The sequence below is a fragment of the Streptomyces rhizoryzae genome (assembly GCF_023155275.1).
GTDB classification, from domain to species: Bacteria; Actinomycetota; Actinomycetes; order Streptomycetales; family Streptomycetaceae; genus Streptomyces; species Streptomyces rhizoryzae.
Map to the genome: position 1 here is coordinate 77,143 of NZ_JALMUV010000010.1, position 20,042 is coordinate 97,184.

The window sequence follows — 20,042 nt, forward strand, 5'->3', positions numbered from 1 at the left end:
ATGTCAGCCTTTTCCTTCCCGCTGCTGACGGCGACCGCCGCGCTGCCGGCGATCGGGGCGGTCGCCACCGCCGCGGTGCCCGCCGCCCGGCGCACCGCCGCCAAGTGGCTGGCGCTGGTGTTCTCGCTGGCCACCCTGGCGCTGGCGCTGCTGATCGCGGCGCGCTTCGACCCGGGGGCCAAGGGCCCGTTCCAGCTCACCGAATCGCACGCCTGGATCCGGGACTTCGGGGTCCGCTACGACCTCGGCGTGGACGGCATCGCGGTCGCCCTGATCGCGCTGACCGCGCTGCTGGTCCCGTTCGTCATCCTGGCCGGCTGGCACGACGCCGACCCCCTGGAAGGCGCCGAGCCCAACCGCCGCTGGCGGCCCACCCAGGGCTTCTTCGCGCTGGTCCTGGCCGTCGAGGCGATGGTGGTGCTCTCCTTCGAGGCCACCGACGTCTTCCTCTTCTACCTCTTCTTCGAAGCCATGCTGATCCCGATGTACTTCCTCATCGGCGGCTTCGGGGACCGGGCCGGCGGCCGCGGTGAGCAGCAGGCCGCCGCCCAGCGGTCGTACGCCGCGGTGAAGTTCCTGCTCTACAACCTCGCCGGCGGCCTGATCATGCTGGCCGCGGTGATCGGGCTGTACGCCGCCACCGCCCACCAGCTGGGCGCCGGCACCTTCTCGCTCCCGGAGATCGTGCGGGCCCGGGCGTCCGGCGCGCTCCAGCTGGGCACCGGCACCGAGCGGCTGCTCTTCCTCGGCTTCTTCTTCGCGTTCGCGGTGAAGGCGCCGCTGTGGCCGCTGCACACCTGGCTGCCCAACGCCATGGGCGAGGCGACCTCCCCGGTCGCGGTGCTGATCACCGCGGTCGTCGACAAGGTCGGCACCTTCGCGATGCTGCGGTTCTGCCTCCAGCTCTTCCCGGAGGCCAGCCGGTGGGCCGCCCCGGTCATCCTGGTGCTCGCGCTGATCAGCATCGTCTACGGCGCGCTGCTGGCGGTCGGCCAGCGGGACATCAAGCGGCTGATCGCCTACGCCTCGATCTCCCACTTCGGCTTCATCATCCTGGGCATCTTCGCGATGACGTCCCAGGGCCAGGGCGGCGCGACGCTCTACATGGTCAACCACGGCATCTCCACCGCCGCGCTGATGCTGGTGGCCGGCTTCCTGATCAGCCGCCGCGGATCCCGTCTGATCGCGGACTTCGGCGGCGTCCAGAAGGTCGCGCCGGTCCTCGCCGGCACCTTCCTCATCGGGGGGCTGGCGACCCTGTCGCTGCCCGGGCTGGCCCCGTTCGTCAGTGAATTCCTGGTGCTGGTCGGCACGTTCAGCCGCTATCCGGTGATCGGGATCATCGCCACCACCGGCATCGTGCTGGCCGCGCTGTACGTCCTGGTGCTCTACCAGCGGACGATGACCGGGCCGGTGAAGCCCGAGGTCAAGACGATGCCGGACCTCAGGGTGCGAGAGCTGGTGGTGGTCGCGCCGCTGATCGCGCTGCTGCTGTTCCTGGGGGTCTACCCCAAGCCGCTCACCGACCTCGTCAATCCGGCGGTGCAGCACACCCTGTCCGTGGTGGACCGGAAGGACCCCCAGCCGAGCGTGCCGGTGACCGCCGGGCCCGGTGGCGGCGGGCCCGGCCGGACCGCGCAGACCCAAGACGTGGAGGCCGCGAAGTGAGTGCCGTGGCAAGTGTCCACAGCCTGTGGACGGTGGCGGCCGGGGTGCCGGGCAGGATCCCCGCCCCGAAGATCGAGTACGCCCAGCTGGCGCCGACGCTGATCGTCCTCGGTGCGGCCGTGGTGGGCATCCTGATCGAGGCGTTCCTGCCGCGCCGCAGCCGCTACTACAGCCAGCTGCTGCTGTCGGTGGTGGCGCTGGCCGCCGCGTTCGCCGCGGTGATCGGGCTGGCGGCGGGCGGCTTCGGCTCGTCGAAGGCGCATCTGGCCGCGATGGGCGCGATCGCGGTGGACGGCCCGGCGCTGTTCCTCCAGGGCACGATCCTGCTGGTGTCGCTGATCGCGGTGTTCACCTTCGCCGAGCGCCGGCTGGACCCGGCGGCGCACGGCAGGCCGGGCGACGCGTTCGCGCCGCAGCCCGCCGCGATCCCCGGCGGCGAGGCCGAACGGGCCGCGGAGAAGGCCGGCTTCGCCACCACCGAGGTCTTCCCGGTGCTGCTGTTCGCGGTCGGCGGCATGCTGGTCTTCCCGGCCGCCAACGACCTGCTGACCCTCTTCGTCGCCCTGGAGGTCTTCTCCCTCCCGCTGTACGTCCTGTGCGCACTGGCCCGCCGCCAGCGGCTGCTCTCCCAGGAGTCGGCGGTGAAGTACTTCCTGCTCGGCGCGTTCTCCTCGGCGTTCCTGCTGTTCGGCGTGGCCCTGCTGTACGGCTACGCGGGCACCGTGACGTACGCCGGTATCGCCGAGGTGATCTCGGACGGCGCCCGGCAGGTCGACCCGGCGCTGGCCGGCACCATGGGCAATGACGCGCTGCTGCTGATCGGCGGGGCGCTGGTGCTGATGGGGCTGCTGTTCAAGGTCGGCGCGGTGCCGTTCCACATGTGGACGCCGGACGTCTACCAGGGCGCGCCGACGCCGGTGACGGGTTTCATGGCGGCCGCCACCAAGGTCGCCGCGTTCGGCGCGCTGCTGCGGCTGCTGTACGTCGTCCTGCCGGGGATGCGCTGGGACTGGCGGCCGGTGATGTGGGGCGTGGCGATCCTGACGATGCTGGGCGGCGCGGTACTGGCCATCACCCAGACCGACATCAAGCGGCTGCTGGCCTACTCCTCGATCGCGCACGCCGGGTTCATCCTCGCCGGTGCCATCGCCGCCAGCGCGGACGGCATCTCGTCGGTGCTGTTCTACCTGGCGGCGTACTCCTTCGTCACGCTCGGCGCGTTCGCCGTGGTGACGCTGGTCCGGGACGCCGGCGGAGAGGCCACCCACCTGTCGAAGTGGGCCGGGCTGGGGCGCCGTTCGCCGCTGCTGGCGGCGGTCTTCGCGGTGTTCCTGCTGGCCTTCGCGGGCATTCCGCTGACGTCCGGGTTCGCCGGGAAGTTCGCGGTGTTCAAGGCGGCGGCGGAGAGCGGCGGGGGCTGGCTGGTGGTGGTCGGTGTGATCTCCTCGGCGATCGCCGCGTTCTTCTACATCCGGGTGATCGTGCTGATGTTCTTCAGCGAGCCGAAGGCGGACGGCCCGACGGTGGCGGTCCCCAGCGTCCTGACGTCCACCGCCATCGCGGTCGGGGTCGCGGCCACCCTGGTGCTGGGGGTGGCGCCGCAGTACTTCCTCGATCTGGCGGGGCACGCGGGGATCTTCATCCGCTGAGCCGCGAGGCAGGCGCGGCCGCCGTCCGGTGCTCCGAAGGGGGCGCCGGGCGGCGGCCGTTGTGCGCGGTGCGCGGTCAGCTCTTGGGCATGTCCGGCAGCTGCGGCAGGTCCGGGAGCTTGCCGCCGGCGTCGCCGCTGCGGGTGTACTTCTCGGTCGGGCCGTTCTTCCAGTCGACGGTCAGGGTCTTGCCGTCCGCGCCGGGCTTGAGGGTGCCCATGGTGCGGGTGGTGTCTCCGTCGGTGCACTTGAGGACGGCCATGGACGTGCCGGCCATCTTCTGCACGGTGCCCATGCAGGCGGCCTTGTGGCCGTTGCTGAACGCGACGGTGCCCTTGGCGACGACGAGGACCAGCGGGTCGGTGGCCGAGCCGCCCTTCCAGGCGCCCTCCACGGCGGTGGGGTCGGCGGCCTTGCCGTCGCCGCCGCCCGGGGTCGCCGGGGCGCTCCCGGGGGACTTGCCCGGGGTGGCACCGCCGTCCTTGCCGCTGTCGCCGCTGCTGCCGCAGCCGCTGAGCAGCAGTGCGGCGACGGCGGCCGCCCCGGCGAACTGCACTGCCTTGCGCACGTACGTCTCCTCCGTTGTGGGACAGGGAGACGTGAGGCTAGCAGCGGGCCGGGGCGGCCGGGGGCCGTTACGCGGGCCCGGCGGCGGGCAGGCCGCGGGCGGGCAGGACCCGGCCGGTGACCTCGCCCAGGCCGACCCGGGCGCCGTCCGGGCCGGGCGCCCAGGCGGTGAGGGTGACCTCGTCGCCGTCCTGGAGGTAGGGGCCCTTGCCGCGGGTGAGCTCCAGCAGGCAGCCGAGCTGGTCCGGTTCCGGGCCGGAGACGGTGCCGGAGGCGTAGAGGTCGCCGGTGCGCAGCGAGGCGCCGTTGACGGTCAGGTGGGCCAGCTGCTGGGCGGCCGTCCAGTACATCGCGGCGAACGGCGGGCGGGAGAGCACCTCCCCGTTGAGCCGCACCTCGATGCGCAGGTCCAGGCCGCCGGGCTCGGCGGCGGAGTCGTCCAGGTACGGCAGCGGCGGCACGTCCCGGGCGGGCGGCGCGGTGCGGGCCGCGTCGAAGGCGTCCAGCGGGGTGATCCAGGCGGAGACGGAGGTGGCGAAGGACTTGCCGAGGAACGGGCCGAGCGGCACGTACTCCCACGCCTGGATGTCGCGCGCGGACCAGTCGTTGACCAGGCAGACGCCGAAGACGTGGTCGCGGAAGGCGGCCAGGCCCACCGGGGCGTGCAGCGCGGAGGGCGTGCCGACGACGAAGCCGACCTCGGCCTCGATGTCCAGGCGGGCGGACGGGCCGAAGGCCGGGGCGGGGGCGTCGGGGGCCTTGAGCTGGCCGTGCGGCCGGACCACCGGGGTGCCGGAGACCACGACGGTGCCGGCCCGGCCGTGGTAACCGATCGGCAGGTGCTTCCAGTTGGGCGGCAGGGCGGCGCCGTCGGGGCGGAAGATCCGGCCGGCGTTGGTGGCGTGGTGCTCGCTGGAGTAGAAGTCGACGTAGTCGGCGACCTCGAACGGCAGGTGCAGGGTGACCTCGTCCAGCGGGCGCAGCAGCCCGGTGACCGCGGTGCGGTGCGCGGGGTCGGTCAGCGCGGTGCGGACGGCCGCCCTGACGTCCTGCCAGGCGGGGCGGCCGGCGGCCATCAGGGGGTTGAGGGTGGGGGCGGTGAGCAGCGCGGTGTGCGCGGCGGGGACGAGGCCGGGCAGGGCGTCCGGGAGGGCGGCCAGGTCCAGGACGTGGCGGCCGTAGCGGACGCCGAGCCGGCGTTCGCCGGGCTCGGTGGCGGTGCTGAAGACGCCGTAGGGGAGGGTGTGCGGGCCGAAGGGGTCGCCTTCGGGCAGGTCGAACGGGCTGTGCTCGGGCATGGACACTGCTCCTCGCGTTCGTCGTCGCCGGTGGGCGGCCGGCCCGGCCCGCGGTGGGTGCGCCGGGGCCGGTGGGTCCGCCGCTCAGGGTACGGCCGGTGGCGATCAACGGGGCGGTTCCGGGGGCGGAGCGACGGATTCCGGGCGCGGGGGAGGGGAGTTCCGGGCGGTGCGGGGGCTGGGGGCGGGCGGGAGGTGCCGGGCGGCGGCCGGGCGGTGGGCGGGTGCGCCGGACGCCGGGCCGGCGTGGGCGGGGCACCGGTCGGGGCGCTGGAAGGGGATTTTCCGCCTCCGTTCCGTACCGGAGAGGGTGAACGGGGAGCACGGCGGGGCCCGCCGGAACGGCCCGCGCGGTCCGCGGACCCTGGGTCACCCCTGTGACAGCAGAGGCACTTGAGGTACCTCACGCCCCTTCTATCCCAGCCCTCGCGCCGAAAACCCGCGCCGGACGGCGCCCGGGAACGTACCCTCGGGACGGCTTCCGCGCTGGCCGAGTGGTTCGGGGGCGGGCGCTCGCGGTGATCCAACCGTGACCGGATACGCTGGCCAATGGTGGAGACAGCGACAGATCGACATTCCGTTTGATCGTCAGCAGACAGGAGTACCCCTCGTGACCGTCGTCGGGCCCATTGGGCTGAGCGTGCGGGACCAGGCTCTGGAAGCCGATGTCCAGGCCGGATTGGCGGCTGTCGAGGAGGGCCTGCTGGAGGCCACCAAGAGCGACGTGCCGTTCATCACCGAGGCCGCGCAGCATCTGGTGCGCGCCGGCGGCAAGCGGTTCCGGCCGCTGCTGGGGATGCTCGCCGCGCAGTTCGGCGACCCGCACAGCCCCGGTGTGGTCCCCTCGGCCGTCGTCGTGGAGCTGACGCACCTGGCGACGCTCTACCACGACGACGTGATGGACGAGGCCGAGGTGCGCCGCGGGGTGGCCAGCGCCAACGCCCGCTGGGGCAACTCCGTCGCGGTGCTCACCGGCGACTTCCTCTTCTCCCGCGCCTCGCACATCCTGGCCGACCTCGGCCCGGAGGCGGTCCGGATCCAGGCCGAGGCGTTCGAGCGCCTGGTGACCGGCCAGATCCTGGAGACCGCCGGTCCGCGCGACGGCCGGGACCCGGTCGACCACTACCTGGACGTCATCGCCGGCAAGACCGGTTCGCTGATCGCGGTCGCCGGCCGCATGGGCGCGATGATGGCCGGCGCCGACGAGTCGGTCGTCAACATCCTCACCCAGTACGGCGAACGGCTCGGCACCGCCTTCCAGCTGGCCGACGACGTCCTGGACATCGCCAGCGACAGCCACGAGTCGGGCAAGACGCCCGGGACGGACCTGCGCGAGGGCATCCCGACGCTGCCGGTGCTGCGGCTGCGGGCGCTCGCCGAGAGCAGCGCCGGCACCGCCGAGGACCGCGCGCTGTGCGAGCTGCTGGCCGGCGACCTCACCGACGACGCCCGGCACGCCGAGGCGCTGGCCGGGCTGCGCGCCCACCCGGCCCTGGAGCAGGCCCGCCGCGACACCATCCGGTACGCCGAGGACGCCCGCGCCGCGCTGGCGCCGCTGCCGCAGTGCACGGCGAAGGCGGCCCTGGAGGGGCTCTGCGACACGGTGGTGCACCGGGCGGGCTGAGCGGCCCCCCGGCGGCCCGTGCGCGGGCCGTCCCCGCCTCCCTCTGAGGCATCCCCTACGGCATCCCCTACGGCATCCCCGCCGGGCCGTGCGACCCGGGGCGTACGCGGTGCGCCCCGCCGCGGGCCGCTGTCATCCCTCAGCAGTACGCGGAGTTGGCCCTGCGGGTTGACGCCGGGCGCCGTGGTTTTTGGTGGGATGGGTACACCACGAAGCGGCGGGGCGGGCCGGTGCGGCCCGGCGGGTGGACGAGTGGACGACGCAAGCCCGCCGCACACGACGGAGGTAGGCCAGATGCCACGGAACGAACCGACCGAGGTCACCGACGAGCGGGACGGGGGGCGCGCCACGCGGCGCCGCAAGGCGGTGCGGTACGCCGTACCGGTCGCGGTGGCGGGGGTGGCGGCGGCGACGGTCGGGCTGGTCCCGGCGTTCGCCGGGTCCGGTTCCCCGGACCTGCCGAAGATCTCCGCCCAGGAGCTGATAGCCAAGATCGCCAAGTCCGACGTCCAGCAGCTGTCCGGCACGGTCAAGGTCACCGCCGACCTCGGCCTGCCGGCCCTGCCCGGCGGCGCCGGCGTCCCCGGCGGGGCGTTCGGCGGGGACGGCGGCAAGGGCGCCGGCGGCGCCGGTGCCGCCGCGTCGCCGCAGGCCAAGCTCACCGAGCTGGCGTCCGGTACGCACACCCTGCGGATCGCCGCCGACGGCCCCGGCAAGCAGCGGGTGTCGCTGGTGGGCACCGCCGGCGACTACACCCTCGTCCACAACGGCGCGGACGTCTGGGCGTACGACAGCGGCAGCAACACCGCGGTGCACCGCACCGCCCCGCGCGAGGCCGGCCACGGCGGCCGCCACGCGCCCCGGGACGTCCCCGGGGACCTGGCGGGCGCCACCCCGCAGGAGCTGGCGAAGAAGGCCCTGGAAGCGGCCGGGGACACCACCTCGGTCACCGTCGGCGACACCGCCAAGGTCGCCGGCCGGGACGCCTACCAGCTCGTCATCGCGCCGCGGCAGAAGGGCTCCACGGTCGGCTCGGTCCGGATCGCCGTGGACGCCGCCAACGGCGCCCCGCTGAAGTTCACCCTCACCCCCAAGGGCGGCGGCCCGGCCGCGATCGACGTCGGCTTCACCCGCGTCGACTTCGCCGCCCCGGCCGCGGACAGCTTCGCCTTCACCCCGCCCAAGGGCGCCAAGGTCGTCAACGGCGACCAGGCCCTGGAGAAGGCCGGCCGCGCGCACGGCAAGGACGTCCCCGGCTTCCGGGACCGCACCGCGCCCAAGGGCACCGGCGGGAAGGGCACCGGCGGGTTCGAGGTGATCGGCAAGGGCTGGACGTCCATCGCCACGCTCAAGGGCACCGGCGGCTCCCACGACAAGGGCCAGCTCGCCAAGGGCGACGCCGGGAAGTTCCTGGACAGCCTGGGCACCAAGGTCAGCGGCGCGTTCGGCTCCGGGCACGTCTTCAGCACCCGCCTGGTCAACGCCCTGCTGACCGACGACGGCACGGTCTACGTCGGCGCCGTCGACCAGCAGGCCCTGATAGCCGCGGCCGACGCCGCGAAGAAGTAACGGGCACGGGCCGGGAGCGGCCGGGGCCGCGCCGCGCCTCCCCCAGCGGGGGCGGCGCGGCCCGCGGACGCCGCCGCCACCGGCCCGGCCGGGCCCCGCGGGGCCGCCGTACGCCGAGGAGTTGGGGGAGACATGCCCGCACCACCCGCCGCGGAGCCGGGGCGCGCGGCGCCGGGCGAGGAGGACCGGGTCATCGAGACCCGGGGCCTGACCAAGGTGTACCGCGGCGGCCGGCCGGCCGTGGACGGGCTCGACCTCGCCGTGCCGCGCGGCAGCGTCTTCGGCTTCCTCGGCCCCAACGGCTCCGGCAAGACCACCACCATCCGCATGCTGATGGGCCTGATCGAGCCGACCGCCGGCACCGCCCGGGTGCTCGGCCGGCCGATGCCGGGCGCGGCCCGGCAGGTGCTGCCTGCGGTCGGCGCGCTCATCGAGGGCCCGGCGCTCTACGGCTTCCTCAGCGGCCGGGACAACCTCCGGCGGTTCGACGCCGCCGACCCGGCCGCCGACCCCCGGACCCGTACCGCGCGGGTCGGCCGGGCGCTGGAGCGGGTCGGGCTGGCCGCCGCGGCCGGGAAGAAGGCCCGCAGCTACTCCCTCGGCATGAAGCAGCGGCTGGGCCTGGCCGCCGCGCTGCTCCAGCCGCGCGCCCTGCTGGTGCTGGACGAGCCGACCAACGGCCTGGACCCGCAGGGCATGCGGGAGATCCGCGCCCTGGTGCGGGAGCTGGCCGCCGACGGCACCACGGTCTTCCTCTCCTCCCACCTCCTCGACGAGATCGAGCAGGTCTGCACGCACGCCGCGGTGATGGCCCGGGGCCGGCTGGTGACGCAAGGGCCGGTGGCCGGGCTCACCGACGCGGTGTTCGGCCCGGGCGGCCGCGGCCGGCTGGCGGTGGCCACCCCCGACCCGGGCGAGGCGCTGCGGGTGCTGGCGGAGCACGGTCTGACCGGGCTGCGGGCCGACGGTGAGCACGTCACCGGGGAGCTGGCGCCGCCGGAGGGCGCGCCGCCGCCGGACGTGGCGGAGCTGAACGCCGCGCTGGTCCGCGCCGGGGTCCGGGTCCGGGCCTTCGGCACCGAACGGGCCTCGCTGGAGGACGCGTTCGTCCGGCTCACCGGGGAGGGATTCGATGTCGCGGGCTGAGGCCGGGCCGACCGCAGCGGCGGCCGCAGCGGCGGGGCCGGCGGTGGCCGGCGGGCCGCGGTGGCCGGCGGGGCTGGTGCGCAGCGAGATCGCGCTCACCTTCCGGCGGTGGCGCACCCGGGTGCTGCTGGCGGTGCTGGCGGCGGTCCCGGTCCTGGTCGGGATCGCCGTCCGGATCCAGAGCGGTCGGGCGGGCGGCGGTGCGGACGGCCGGGGCCCGGCGTTCCTCGCCCAGATCGCCGGCAACGGCCTCTTCCTGGTCTTCACCGCGCTCGCGGTGACGCTGCCGGTCTTCCTGCCGATGGCCGTCGGGGTGATCGCCGGTGACGCGGTGGCCGGTGAGGCGCACACCGGGACGCTGCGCTACCTCCTCGTCGCCCCGGCCGGCCGCACCCGGCTGCTGGTCGCCAAGTTCGCCGCGGTGGCGGTGTTCTGCCTGGCCGGCACGCTGGCGGTGGCACTCTCGGCGCTGGCCACCGGCGCGGTGCTGTTCCCGCTGGGCCGGATCACGCTGCTGGACGGCAGCACGCTGCCGCTGGGCGCGGGACTGCTGCGGGCGCTGGCGGTCGCGGCCGTGGTGGCGCTCTCGCTGCTGGGCGTGGCGGCCCTCGGGCTGTTCGTCTCCACGCTCACCGACAGCGGGATCGCCGCGATGGCCACCACCGTCGGCCTGGTGATCACCGCGCAGATCCTGGACGGCATACCCCAGCTCCAGGCGCTGGGGCCGTATCTCTTCCCGCACCACTGGCTGTCCTTCGCCGATCTGCTGCGGCAGCCCGTCTACTGGGACGGCATGGCGCAGAACCTCGGCCTCCAGGCGGTCTACGCGGCGGTGTGCGGCTCGGCGGCCTGGGCGCGCTTCACCACCCGCGACATCACGGCCTGACGCGGCCGCGCGCCGCGCGGGCCGCGCCGGCCGCGGCCGCCTCGCCCGCCCGGGCCCCGGCGGCGGCCAGTTCGGCCCGCCCGCGCCGGGCGGTGCGCAGCGCGTCCCAGGTCAGGACGGCCAGCGCCGCCCACACCAGCGCGAAGCCGGCCCAGCGCTCGGCCGGCATCCGCTCGTGGAAGACCGTCAGCCCCAGCAGGAACTGGAAGGTCGGCGCCAGGTACTGGAGCATCCCGATCGTGGTCAGCGGCAGCCGCACCGCGGACACGCCGAAGCAGATCAACGGCACGGCGGTGGCGACCCCGCACGCCGCGAGCAGCACCGCCTGCCCCGGCCCGCCGGTGGCGAACGCCGACTCGCCGCGGACGCCCAGATAGACCAGGTAGCCCAGGGCGGGCAGCGCCTGGAGGGCGGTCTCGGCGCTGAAGCCCTCGATGCCGTCCAGCTTGATGCCCTTCTTGACCAGCCCGTACGTGGCGAAGGACAGCGCGAGGCCGAGCGCGATCCACGGCATCCGGCCGTAGGCGGCGGTCATCACCACCACGGCCGCGGCGCCGACACCGACCGCGGCCCACTGGAGCGGACGCAGCCGCTCGCGCAGCACCAGGACCCCGAACGCGATGCTCACCAGCGGGTTGATGAAGTAGCCGAGGGAGGCTTCGAGGACGTGCCCGGCGTTGACCGCCCAGATGTAGAGGAACCAGTTCAGCGAGATCACCAGGGCGCAGACCAGGACCAGTGCGAGCCGGCGGGGCTGCCGCAGCAGCGGGCGGATCCAGCCCCAGCGGCGCAGCACCGCCAGGATGACCAGGGCGACCGGCAGCGACCACAGCATCCGGTGGGCCAGGATCTCGGCCGGTGCGGTGGCGTCCAGCAGGTGCCAGTAGAGCGGCAGCAGGCCCCACATGGTGTAGGCGGCGAGGCCGTACGCGAGGCCGGTGCGCTGGTCGGTTCGGGACGGCGGCAAGGGGGCCTCCTGCGGTGCGGGGTCGATCCTGTGCAAGGTAGCGCCGCCGCCCCGGCTTGTCATGTCCGTCGCGAGGGACGGTCCTGACGGGCCGGGCCGGGCCACCGGGCCGGGCCGCCCGCAGAAGGGCGCGCGCCGCGCCGCGGCCCGCGGCGCGCGAGGCGCAAACGCGCCGCGGGTGCCCGCGGGAACGCCGTGCGGCGCTCCGCGGACACCCGCGGCGGGGACGGGCCCGGCGGCTAGCCGACCACCGTCCAGGTGTCGTTGCCGGCCAGCAGGGCGGCCAGGTCGCCCTTGCCCTTCTGCTCGACGGCGGTGTCCAGCTGCTCGGCCATCAGCGTGTCGTAGACCGGCCGCCGCACGTCCCGCAGCACCCCGATCGGGGTGTGGTGCAGGGTGTCGGGGTCGGCGAGCCGGGACAGGGCGAAGGCCGTGGTGGGGGAGGGGGTGTGCGCGTCGTGCACCAGGACGCCGCCGGTGCCCTCCTCGGTGACGTCGATGACCTTGAGGTCGCCGGTGGCCGGGTCGCGGACCACGCCCTTGGAGCCGAAGCCGTCCGGAGCCAGGCTGCCGAACCGGATCGGCTGCCCGTGCTCCAGCCGGATCACCGCCTCCTGGGCCTGCTCCTTGTCCTTGAGGACCTCGAAGGCGCCGTCGTTGAAGATGTTGCAGTTCTGGTAGATCTCCACCAGCGCCGCGCCCGGGTGGGCGGCGGCCGCCCGCAGCACCGACGTCAGGTGCTTGCGGTCGGAGTCCACGGTCCGGGCCACGAAGGTCGCCTCGGCGCCGAGCGCCAGCGAGACCGGGTTGAACGGCGCGTCCAGCGAGCCCATCGGCGTGGACTTGGTGATCTTGCCGACCTCGGAGGTGGGGCTGTACTGGCCCTTGGTCAGCCCGTAGATCCGGTTGTTGAACAGCAGGATCTTGAGGTTGACGTTGCGGCGCAGGGCGTGGATGAGGTGGTTGCCGCCGATGGAGAGCGCGTCGCCGTCACCGGTGACGACCCAGACCGACAGGTCCTGGCGCGAGGAGGCGAGGCCGGTGGCGATGGCCGGGGCGCGGCCGTGGATGGAGTGCATCCCGTAGGTGTTCATGTAGTACGGGAAGCGGGAGGAGCAGCCGATGCCGGAGACGAAGACGATGTTCTCCTTGGCCAGGCCCAGCTCCGGCATGAAGCCCTGGACGGCCGCGAGCACCGCGTAGTCACCGCAGCCGGGGCACCAGCGGACTTCCTGGTCGGACTTGAAGTCCTTCATGGACTGCTTCGCCGCGGCCTTGGGCACCAGGGAGAGCGCCTCGATCGGGGAGGACGTCACCGCCTCAGTCATTGATGGCCTCCTTAAGGACCTCCGCGAGCTGCTCGGCCTTGAACGGCATCCCGCTGACCTGGGTGTGCGAGCGTGCGTCGACGAGGTACTTCGCGCGCAGCAGGGTGGCGAGCTGGCCGAGGTTCATCTCCGGCACCACCACCCTGTCGTAACGCCGCAGGACCTCGCCGAGATTCCCCGGGAAGGGGTTGAGGTGGCGCAGGTGCGCCTGGGCGACGCGCTCGCCCGCGCCCCGTACGCGCCGGACCGCCGCGGTGATCGGCCCGTAGGTGGAGCCCCAGCCGAGGACGAGGGTGCGCGCGCCGCGGCCGCTGCCGTCCAGCGGGTCGTCGACCTCGATGTCGGGGACGGTGATGCCGTCCACCTTGGCCTGGCGGGTGCGCACCATGAAGTCGTGGTTGGCCGGGTCGTAGGAGATGTTGCCGGTGCCGTCCTGCTTCTCGATGCCGCCGATGCGGTGCTCCAGGCCGGGCGTGCCGGGGACGGCCCAGGGGCGGGCCAGGGTCTCCGGGTCGCGCTTGTAGGGCCGGAACACCTCGGTGCCGTCCGCCAGCTCGTGGTTGGGGCCGGTGGCGAACTGCACGCGCAGGTCGGGGAGTTCGTCGACCTCGGGGATCCGCCAGGGCTCCGAGCCGTTGGCCAGGTAGCCGTCGGAGAGCAGGAAGACCGGGGTGCGGTAGGTGAGCGCGATCCGGGCCGCGTCCAGCGCCGCGTCGAAGCAGTCGGCGGGCGTTCTGGGCGCCACGATCGGCACGGGTGCCTCGCCGTTGCGCCCGTACATCGCCTGGAGCAGGTCGGCCTGCTCGGTCTTGGTGGGCAGGCCGGTGGAGGGGCCGCCGCGCTGGATGTCCACGACCAGCAGCGGGAGTTCCAGGCTGACCGCGAGGCCGATGGTCTCGGACTTCAGCGCCACACCGGGCCCGGAGGTGGTGGTGACGGCCAGGGAGCCGCCGAACGCCGCGCCGAGCGCCGCGCCGATGCCCGCGATCTCGTCCTCCGCCTGGAACGTCCGCACGCCGAAGTTCTTGTGCTTGGACAGCTCGTGCAGGATGTCGGAGGCCGGGGTGATCGGGTACGAGCCGAGGTACAGCGGCAGATCGGCCTGGCGGGCGGCGGCGACCAGGCCGTAGGACAGCGCGAGGTTGCCGGAGATGTTGCGGTACGTGCCGGTCGGGAACGCCGTGGTGGCCGGGGCGACCTCGTAGGAGGTGGCGAAGTCCTCGGTGGTCTCGCCGAAGTTCCAGCCGGCCCGGAAGGCGGTGACGTTCGCCTCGGCGATCTCCGGCTTCTTGGCGAACTTGGCCCGCAGGAACGACTCGGTGCCCTCGGTCGGCCGGTGGTACATCCACGACAGCAGGCCCAGCGCGAACATGTTCTTGCTGCGCTCGGCCTCCTTGCGGGAGAGCCCGAAGTCCTTGAGTGCCTCGATGGTCAGCGTGGTCAGCGGCACCGGGTGCACGTGGTACGCCGCCAGCGAGCCGTCCTCCAGCGGGTTGGTCTCGTAGCCGACCTTGGCCATCGGGCGCTTGGTGAACTCGTCGGTGTTGACGATGATCTCCGCGCCGCGCGGGACGTCGCCGATGTTGGCCTTCAGCGCGGCCGGGTTCATCGCCACCAGGACGTTCGGCGCGTCGCCGGGGGTGAGGATGTCGTGGTCGGCGAAGTGCAGCTGGAAGCTGGAGACGCCCGGCAGGGTCCCGGCGGGGGCCCGGATCTCGGCGGGGAAGTTCGGGAGCGTGGACAGGTCGTTGCCGAACGACGCCGTCTCGGAGGTGAAACGGTCACCGGTGAGCTGCATACCGTCACCGGAGTCGCCGGCGAACCGGATGATCACCCGGTCCAGGCGCCGGACTTCCTTGCCCGGGCCGCCGTCACCGGACGTGCGCTGTTCCCCGACAAGCGCTCCGTCGGCCTGCTCGGCTGTGCTACTGACCTGGCTGGTCACTGCTTCGGACCTCCCTCAAGGGGTGCGGCATCCCCGCCGGACGCAGGGCGTGGGACGGGTCGTACCGACCGGTTGTCCCATAACCATCGTACTTGGGTAAGGGTGCCCTTCCCTGGGTCGATCACATAGTGGACCGCGGGATGAGACACCGTTCTGGCATGGTTTGTCATCGAATCACTGCCCCCGTCGCCCCTGTCTCCATGACGCACCGGCACTCCGCCGGCCTCGTCCATTGGTGCGAGGGCCGCGGGACCGGGGCGGGGCGGGCACCGGCCGCGGCCTGGCCGGATCTCCGGCCGGGACCGCGCTCTGCTGACACGGTGTCAGCTCCGTCAGGAGTTCAGATAGGCCAGCACGGCCAGCACCCGGCGGTGATCCCCGTCACTCGGTGCCAGGCCCAGCTTCAGGAAGATGTTGCTGATGTGCTTCTCCACCGCGCCGTCGCTGACCACCAGCTGCCGGGCGATCGCGGAGTTGGTCCGGCCCTCGGCCATCAGCCCCAGCACCTCGCGCTCCCGCGGCGTCAGGTGCGCCAGCACGTCCTGCTTGCGGCTGCGGCCCAGCAGCTGCGCCACCACCTCGGGGTCCAGCGCGGTGCCGCCCCGGGCCACCCGGACCACCGCGTCCACGAACTCCCGCACCTCGGCGACCCGGTCCTTGAGCAGGTAGCCCACGCCCCGGCCGGCGTCGGCCAGCAGCTCGGTGGCGTACTGCTCCTCCACGTACTGCGACAGCACCAGCACCGCCACCTCCGGGTGGTCCCGGCGCAGCCGGATCGCGGCCCGCAGCCCCTCGTCGGTGTGCGTCGGCGGCATCCGCACGTCCGCCACCACCACGTCCGGCGCGGTGCCCGCGGCGGCCAGCGCGGCGACCGTCCGCACCAGCGCCTCGCCGTCCCCCACGCCCGCGACGACCTCGTGCCCGCGGTCGGTCAGGAGCCGGGTCAGGCCCTCCCGCAGCAGCACCGAGTCCTCGGCGATGACCACCCGCACTCTGTCGTCCACGACGTCGATTCCCCCCACGCTTCCCCCACGTTCCGCACAACTCGGTCGTGCCCCAGCATTCCAGCATCCGGTCCGGAACGGGGGAGGGGAGGGGGTGCGGTGGTCAGCCGCGCCAGGGGAGTTCGGCGGTGACGGCGGTCGGGCCGCCGGGCGGGGAGTCCACCACGAGTACGCCGTCGACGGAGCCCAGCCGCGCCGCGAGCCCGGCCAGCCCGCCGCCCTCGCCGGGGTCCGCGCCGCCGTGGCCGTCGTCCGCCACCAGCACCATGAGCTGCCCGCCGCTCCGCCACACGTCCACCGCGGCGCGCCGCGCGCCGCTGTGCCCGGCGACGTTGCGCAGCAGCTCGGAGACGGTGAAGTAGGCGATGCCCTCGATCGCCGCGGCGGGCCGCTCGGCCAGGTCCACCTGGACCGCGACCGGCACCGGGCAGCGCGCGGCCAGCGCGGACAGCGCCGGGCCCAGCCCGCGGTCGGTGAGGATCGCCGGGTGGATGCCGCGGGCCAGGTCGCGCAGCTCCTGGAGCGCGGTCTTCACCTCGCCGTGCGCCGCGTCCACCAGCCGGGCCGCCGCGTCCGGGTCCTCGGCCAGCTTCTCCTTCGCCAGGCCCAGGTCCAGGGCGAGCGCCGCCAGCCGGGCCTGGGCGCCGTCGTGCAGCTGCCGCTCGATCCGCCGCAGGTCCGCGGCGGCGGTGTCGGCCAGCACCCCGCGGTCCGACTCCAGCTCGCTGACCCGGGCCGCCAGCGGCGACGCCCCCAGCAGCCCGCGCACCAGCAGCCGGTCCACCTGCGTCAGCCCGCGGAACAGCCACGGCCCGGCCAGCACCAGCAGCAGCCCGACCGCGCCGCTGATCCCCGCCGCCACCCCCGGGCTGACGTAGACCACGGTGCCGCCGCCACCCCACAGCTGGAGGCGCGGCAGCCCGGCGTACCCGGGGACGAGCCGGTACCAGAGCGGGAAGCTCAGCAGCGCCCACCCCACCGCCCACCACGTCACGGCGAGGACGAACGCCCCCAGCGCCCACGGGAAGTGCACGAACGCGTAGAGCAGGTGGCGCCAGGACGCCCCGCTGCGGAGCAGCGCGACCGTCCACGCCATCGGGCCCGGCCGGGCCGGGCGCAGCGGCCGCGGCCCGGCCACCTCCAGCCCCAGCAGCGCCCGCGCCCGGGCCCGCTCCAGGGCGCCCAGTCCGCGGGCCCCGGCCAGCCCGGCGGCCAGCACCGGGATGCCCAGGAAGGTGATCAGCAGGCCGGCGCCCGTGCTCACCACCGCGACCGCGTAGGCGAACATCAGGCAGGCCACCGGCAGGCTCAGGCACAGGTGCAGGAACTCCCGCCAGGTGCGCCCGGAGAAGGGGGCGCGCAGGCCCGCGGGGACCCGGTGGCCGGGGGCCTGCGGTGGTGGGGCGCAGTACGCGGTGTCCATGTCTCGTCGTCCGTCCGTCGTGCCTCGGCGGCCGGGGCCGCGGCCGGCCCGTGCCGGCTTCGCTCCAGGGTCGGCGACCGCCGCCCGCCGGGCCATGCGGCTGCTCGCAGTCCCCGGCGGGGGTTTTCCCCACCCCGGGTGGGTGGGGCGGCCCCGCTGCCCCGTACGCGGCCCGCTCAGCGCCGTTCCGCCCGCCCGGCCCGCCGCCCCGTACGCGGCGCCGCGCCCGCGGCCGGCCGGGGGCGCCAGGGCACCTCCGCCGTCACCCGGGTCGGCCCGCCCGCCGGCGAGTCCAGGACGAACAGCCCGTCCACCGCGCCCAGCCGCTCCGCCAGTCCGGCCATCCCGCTGCCGCCGTCCAGCCGCGCCCCGCCCCGCCCGTCGTCGTGCACCTGGAACAGCAGCCGGTCCCGGGACCGCCACACCTCCACCGACGCCTGCCGCGCCCCGCTGTGCTTGGAGACGTTCTGGAGCAGCTCGGAGACGGTGAAGTAGACGATGCCCTCGATCGCCGGGGCGGGCCGCTCGGCCAGGTCCACGGACGTGCTGACCGGCACCGTGCAGCGTCCGGCCAGCGAGGCCAGCGCCGGGCCCAGCCCGCGGTCGGTGAGGATCGCCGGGTGGATGCCGCGGGCCAGGTCGCGCAGCTCCTGGAGGGCCAGTTTCACCTCGCCGTGCGCCTCGTCCACCATCGCCGCCACGGTCGCGTCGGCCCGCCCCTCGGCCAGCTTCTCCTTCGCCAGCCCCAGCCCCATGGCGAGCGCCACCAGCCGCGCCTGGGCGCCGTCGTGCAGGTCCCGCTCGATCCGCCGCAGGTCGGCGGCGGCGGTGTCGGTGACCGCCATCCGGTCCGACTCCAGCTCGGCGATCCGCCGCTCCAGCTCGTCGGAGGGCGACAGCAGGCCGCGCACCATCGCCCGGTCGGCGTTGGACAGCCAGCGGGCCAGCCACGGCAGCACCGGCCAGGCCACGAGCAGGGAGACCAGGACGACCGCGAAGGTGAGGATGCCCCACGGCAGCCGGATGACGGTGAACAGCGCGTGGCGCCAGGCCACCGGGTCCGCCAGCCGCGACCGCAGCCATCCGGTCAGGCCCCGCTCCCGGGACCGCGGCCGGCTCGGCTCCGCCACCGCCACCCCGAGCCAGGCCCGCGCCCGGGTCCGCTCCAGCTTCCCGTAGAGCCGGCAGGCCGCCAGGCCGGTGGCCAGCAGCGGCAGCCCGATGACGGTGACGGACAGCGCCAGGCCGAGCACCAGCCACACCACCAGCACCGCGAACGCCAGGACGTCCAGCGGGAGGTTGACCAGCAGATAGCCGATCTCGCGCCAGGTCCAGCGGCCGAGCGGCGCCCGGGGCGGCGGGAGCGGCACCTCCTCCGCGGCGGTCTCGTCGTCGGCGGCGGGGCGGGAACGTTCCGTCATGCGCCCCAGCTTGCCGGGCCCGCCCGCCCCCGGGCCATGGGGGCCGTCGGGTGGCGGCCCGGGGGTATCCCCCACCTCCGCCGCCCGGCGGCCCGTCACCTCCCGCCGCGCGGGCCCGGATTGGCGCGGGACGCCGTGGACAGCCCGCGGCGGCGGGACCGTATGGTGTTGCGGTGCAGAACGGCCGCGTGGACATGACGAGTGCGACGACGGGCGCCGGCACGGGAGCGGAAGCGCACGGCGGCGGCCGGCCGGCGGCCCCGGCGGACCCCGCCGGAACGGACCTCCCGGCGCCCGCCGGCGGCCGCTGGGACGACCGCGCCCGCACCCGGACCGCGCTGGTGGCCGCCGTGCTGCTGGCCGCCGTCACCGGGAGCTGCGCGCTCGCCTGGTACGGCAGCGGCGCCGCCCGCTGGCTGGCCGCCGCGGCGGCCCTGGCCGCGGCCGGCGGGGCGGTGCTCACCGCGGCCCCGGGCCGGCGCGCCCCCGGTACCGCGCTGCTGCTCGCCGGCACCGCCCTCGGCCTCCTCGCCGCCTGGTACGCGGCGCCCGCCGGACCCGCCCGGCTCGCCGCCACCGGCCTGACCGCCGCGGCCGCGCTCGCCCTGCTCGGACTGCGGAACGGCCCGGTCCGCGGCGGGCCGGCCGGCGCCGCCGCGGCCGCCGTGGCCGTCGGCGCCTGGGAACTGCTGCTGCCGGCCGGCCCGGTCCGGGCCGGTGTGGCGCTGGGCTTCCTCTCCGTCCTGGCACTGGGCGCACTGCCCCGGCTGGCGCTGCGCACGGCCGGGCTGACCCGGCTCGACGACCGGCAGCCCGGCGGCAGTCCGGTCGGCCGCCAGCGGGTGGCCACCGCACTGGCCGCCGCCCACCGCGGGCTGGCCCCGGCCACCCTGGTGCCGGCCGCCTCGGCCGGTGCGGCCGGGGTGCTCGCGGCGGGCGGGCCCGGGCCGTGGCCGGTGCTCACCGCCGTGCTGCTCGCCGTCGTCCTGCTCTCCCGGGCCCGCGCCTACCCGCTGGCCGTGGAGGTGGCCGCCCTGCTCGCCGCCGGCACCGCGGTGTGCGTACGGCTCGTCGTGCGCTGCGCGGTGGACGGCGGCGCCCCGGCGCTCGCGCTCGCCGCGCTGTGCGTGCTGACCGCGCTGCCGGTCGCGGCGCTCGCGGTACGGCTGCCCCAGCCGCGGCGGGAGCGGCTGGGACGCCGGCTGGACCTGGCCGAGTCGGTGTGCATGGTGGCGCTGATCCCGGCGGGCCTGGGCGCGTTCGGGCTCTACGGCCTGCTGCCGTTCGGGGCCTGACGGCGGGATGGGCGGAGGAAGGGGAGCGCCGGTGCCGGCGGAGACGAGGCGGACGAGCCGCATGACGCGGACGGCCCGCATGACGCGGACGGCCCGCACGGCGCGGGCGACGCGGGTGACGCGGACGTTCTGTGAAGACCCTGCGGCGCCGGAACGTTCCGGCCGTGCCCGGGAGTTGGGTTCCCGGGGCGACGGGAGCGGTACCGGTCCCGCCCGCCCCGGACGCGGCGACCACCGCGAAGGCCACGAGCG

The 20,042-nt window shown here is 75.1% G+C and carries 15 protein-coding genes; 7 read left to right on the plus strand and 8 right to left on the minus strand.

Annotation, left to right across the window (positions count from 1 at the left end; genetic code table 11):
- On the plus strand, positions 1 to 1,668 hold the full coding sequence (locus MUU72_RS11180; protein WP_248013036.1) for an NADH-quinone oxidoreductase subunit M: 1,668 nt from the start codon (positions 1 to 3) through the stop codon (positions 1,666 to 1,668).
- Positions 1,665 to 3,317: an NADH-quinone oxidoreductase subunit NuoN gene (nuoN, locus tag MUU72_RS11185; protein ID WP_248013037.1), complete on the plus strand. Its 1,653-nt coding sequence runs from the start codon at positions 1,665 to 1,667 to the stop codon at positions 3,315 to 3,317. Before MUU72_RS11180 ends, nuoN begins: the two co-directional genes overlap by 4 nt.
- 76 nt (positions 3,318 to 3,393) lie before the next feature.
- On the opposite strand, the gene MUU72_RS11190 is transcribed toward nuoN, so the two are convergent.
- On the minus strand, positions 3,394 to 3,885 hold the full coding sequence (locus MUU72_RS11190; RefSeq protein ID WP_248013038.1) for a hypothetical protein: 492 nt from the start codon (positions 3,883 to 3,885) through the stop codon (positions 3,394 to 3,396).
- A gap of 67 nt (positions 3,886 to 3,952) precedes the next feature.
- Positions 3,953 to 5,182, minus strand: coding sequence for a fumarylacetoacetase (gene fahA / locus MUU72_RS11195; protein ID WP_248013039.1), 1,230 nt, complete (start codon positions 5,180 to 5,182; stop codon positions 3,953 to 3,955).
- Positions 5,183 to 5,792: 610 nt separating this feature from the next.
- Between fahA and MUU72_RS11200 the strand changes: the two genes are divergently transcribed.
- The 4 genes from MUU72_RS11200 (at position 5,793) to MUU72_RS11215 (ending at position 10,407) form a co-directional block, all read left to right on the plus strand.
- Positions 5,793 to 6,806, plus strand: a complete 1,014-nt coding sequence (locus MUU72_RS11200) for a polyprenyl synthetase family protein (RefSeq protein WP_248013040.1) — start codon at positions 5,793 to 5,795, stop codon at positions 6,804 to 6,806.
- A 294-nt stretch (positions 6,807 to 7,100) separates the two neighbouring features.
- Positions 7,101 to 8,375, plus strand: a complete 1,275-nt coding sequence (locus MUU72_RS11205) for a LolA family protein (RefSeq protein ID WP_248013041.1) — start codon at positions 7,101 to 7,103, stop codon at positions 8,373 to 8,375.
- A gap of 132 nt (positions 8,376 to 8,507) precedes the next feature.
- Positions 8,508 to 9,521, plus strand: a complete 1,014-nt coding sequence (locus MUU72_RS11210; protein ID WP_248013042.1) for an ABC transporter ATP-binding protein — start codon at positions 8,508 to 8,510, stop codon at positions 9,519 to 9,521.
- Positions 9,508 to 10,407 (plus strand): ABC transporter permease, encoded by a 900-nt coding sequence (locus MUU72_RS11215; RefSeq protein ID WP_248013043.1) that lies wholly within the window; start codon positions 9,508 to 9,510, stop codon positions 10,405 to 10,407. Before MUU72_RS11210 ends, MUU72_RS11215 begins: the two co-directional genes overlap by 14 nt.
- On the opposite strand, the gene rarD is transcribed toward MUU72_RS11215, so the two are convergent.
- From rarD to MUU72_RS11245, 6 genes are all read right to left on the minus strand, one after another.
- Positions 10,397 to 11,314: an EamA family transporter RarD gene (gene rarD / locus MUU72_RS11220; protein WP_372503076.1), complete on the minus strand. Its 918-nt coding sequence runs from the start codon at positions 11,312 to 11,314 to the stop codon at positions 10,397 to 10,399. The two genes, MUU72_RS11215 and rarD, sit on opposite strands and share 11 nt — an antisense overlap.
- A 299-nt stretch (positions 11,315 to 11,613) precedes the next feature.
- Positions 11,614 to 12,702, minus strand: coding sequence for a 2-oxoacid:ferredoxin oxidoreductase subunit beta (locus tag MUU72_RS11225; protein WP_248013045.1), 1,089 nt, complete (start codon positions 12,700 to 12,702; stop codon positions 11,614 to 11,616).
- Positions 12,695 to 14,647: a 2-oxoacid:acceptor oxidoreductase subunit alpha gene (locus MUU72_RS11230; RefSeq protein ID WP_248013046.1), complete on the minus strand. Its 1,953-nt coding sequence runs from the start codon at positions 14,645 to 14,647 to the stop codon at positions 12,695 to 12,697. Before MUU72_RS11230 ends, MUU72_RS11225 begins: the two co-directional genes overlap by 8 nt.
- Positions 14,648 to 14,979: 332 nt before the next feature.
- Positions 14,980 to 15,639: a response regulator gene (locus MUU72_RS11235; RefSeq protein WP_308403808.1), complete on the minus strand. Its 660-nt coding sequence runs from the start codon at positions 15,637 to 15,639 to the stop codon at positions 14,980 to 14,982.
- Between the two features lie 115 nt (positions 15,640 to 15,754).
- Positions 15,755 to 17,074 (minus strand): sensor histidine kinase, encoded by a 1,320-nt coding sequence (locus tag MUU72_RS11240; protein ID WP_248013048.1) that lies wholly within the window; start codon positions 17,072 to 17,074, stop codon positions 15,755 to 15,757.
- Between the two features lie 176 nt (positions 17,075 to 17,250).
- Entirely contained in the window at positions 17,251 to 18,495 is a 1,245-nt protein-coding gene (locus MUU72_RS11245; RefSeq protein WP_248013049.1) for a sensor histidine kinase, read from the minus strand.
- 173 nt (positions 18,496 to 18,668) lie between these two features.
- Here MUU72_RS11245 and MUU72_RS11250 point away from each other — a divergent pair, with 173 nt between their 5' ends.
- Positions 18,669 to 19,790 carry a secretion protein snm4 gene (locus MUU72_RS11250; RefSeq protein WP_248013050.1) on the plus strand — a complete coding sequence of 374 codons (1,122 nt, stop codon included), beginning with the start codon at positions 18,669 to 18,671 and terminating at the stop codon, positions 19,788 to 19,790.
- The last annotated feature ends 252 nt before the right edge of the window (positions 19,791 to 20,042 follow it).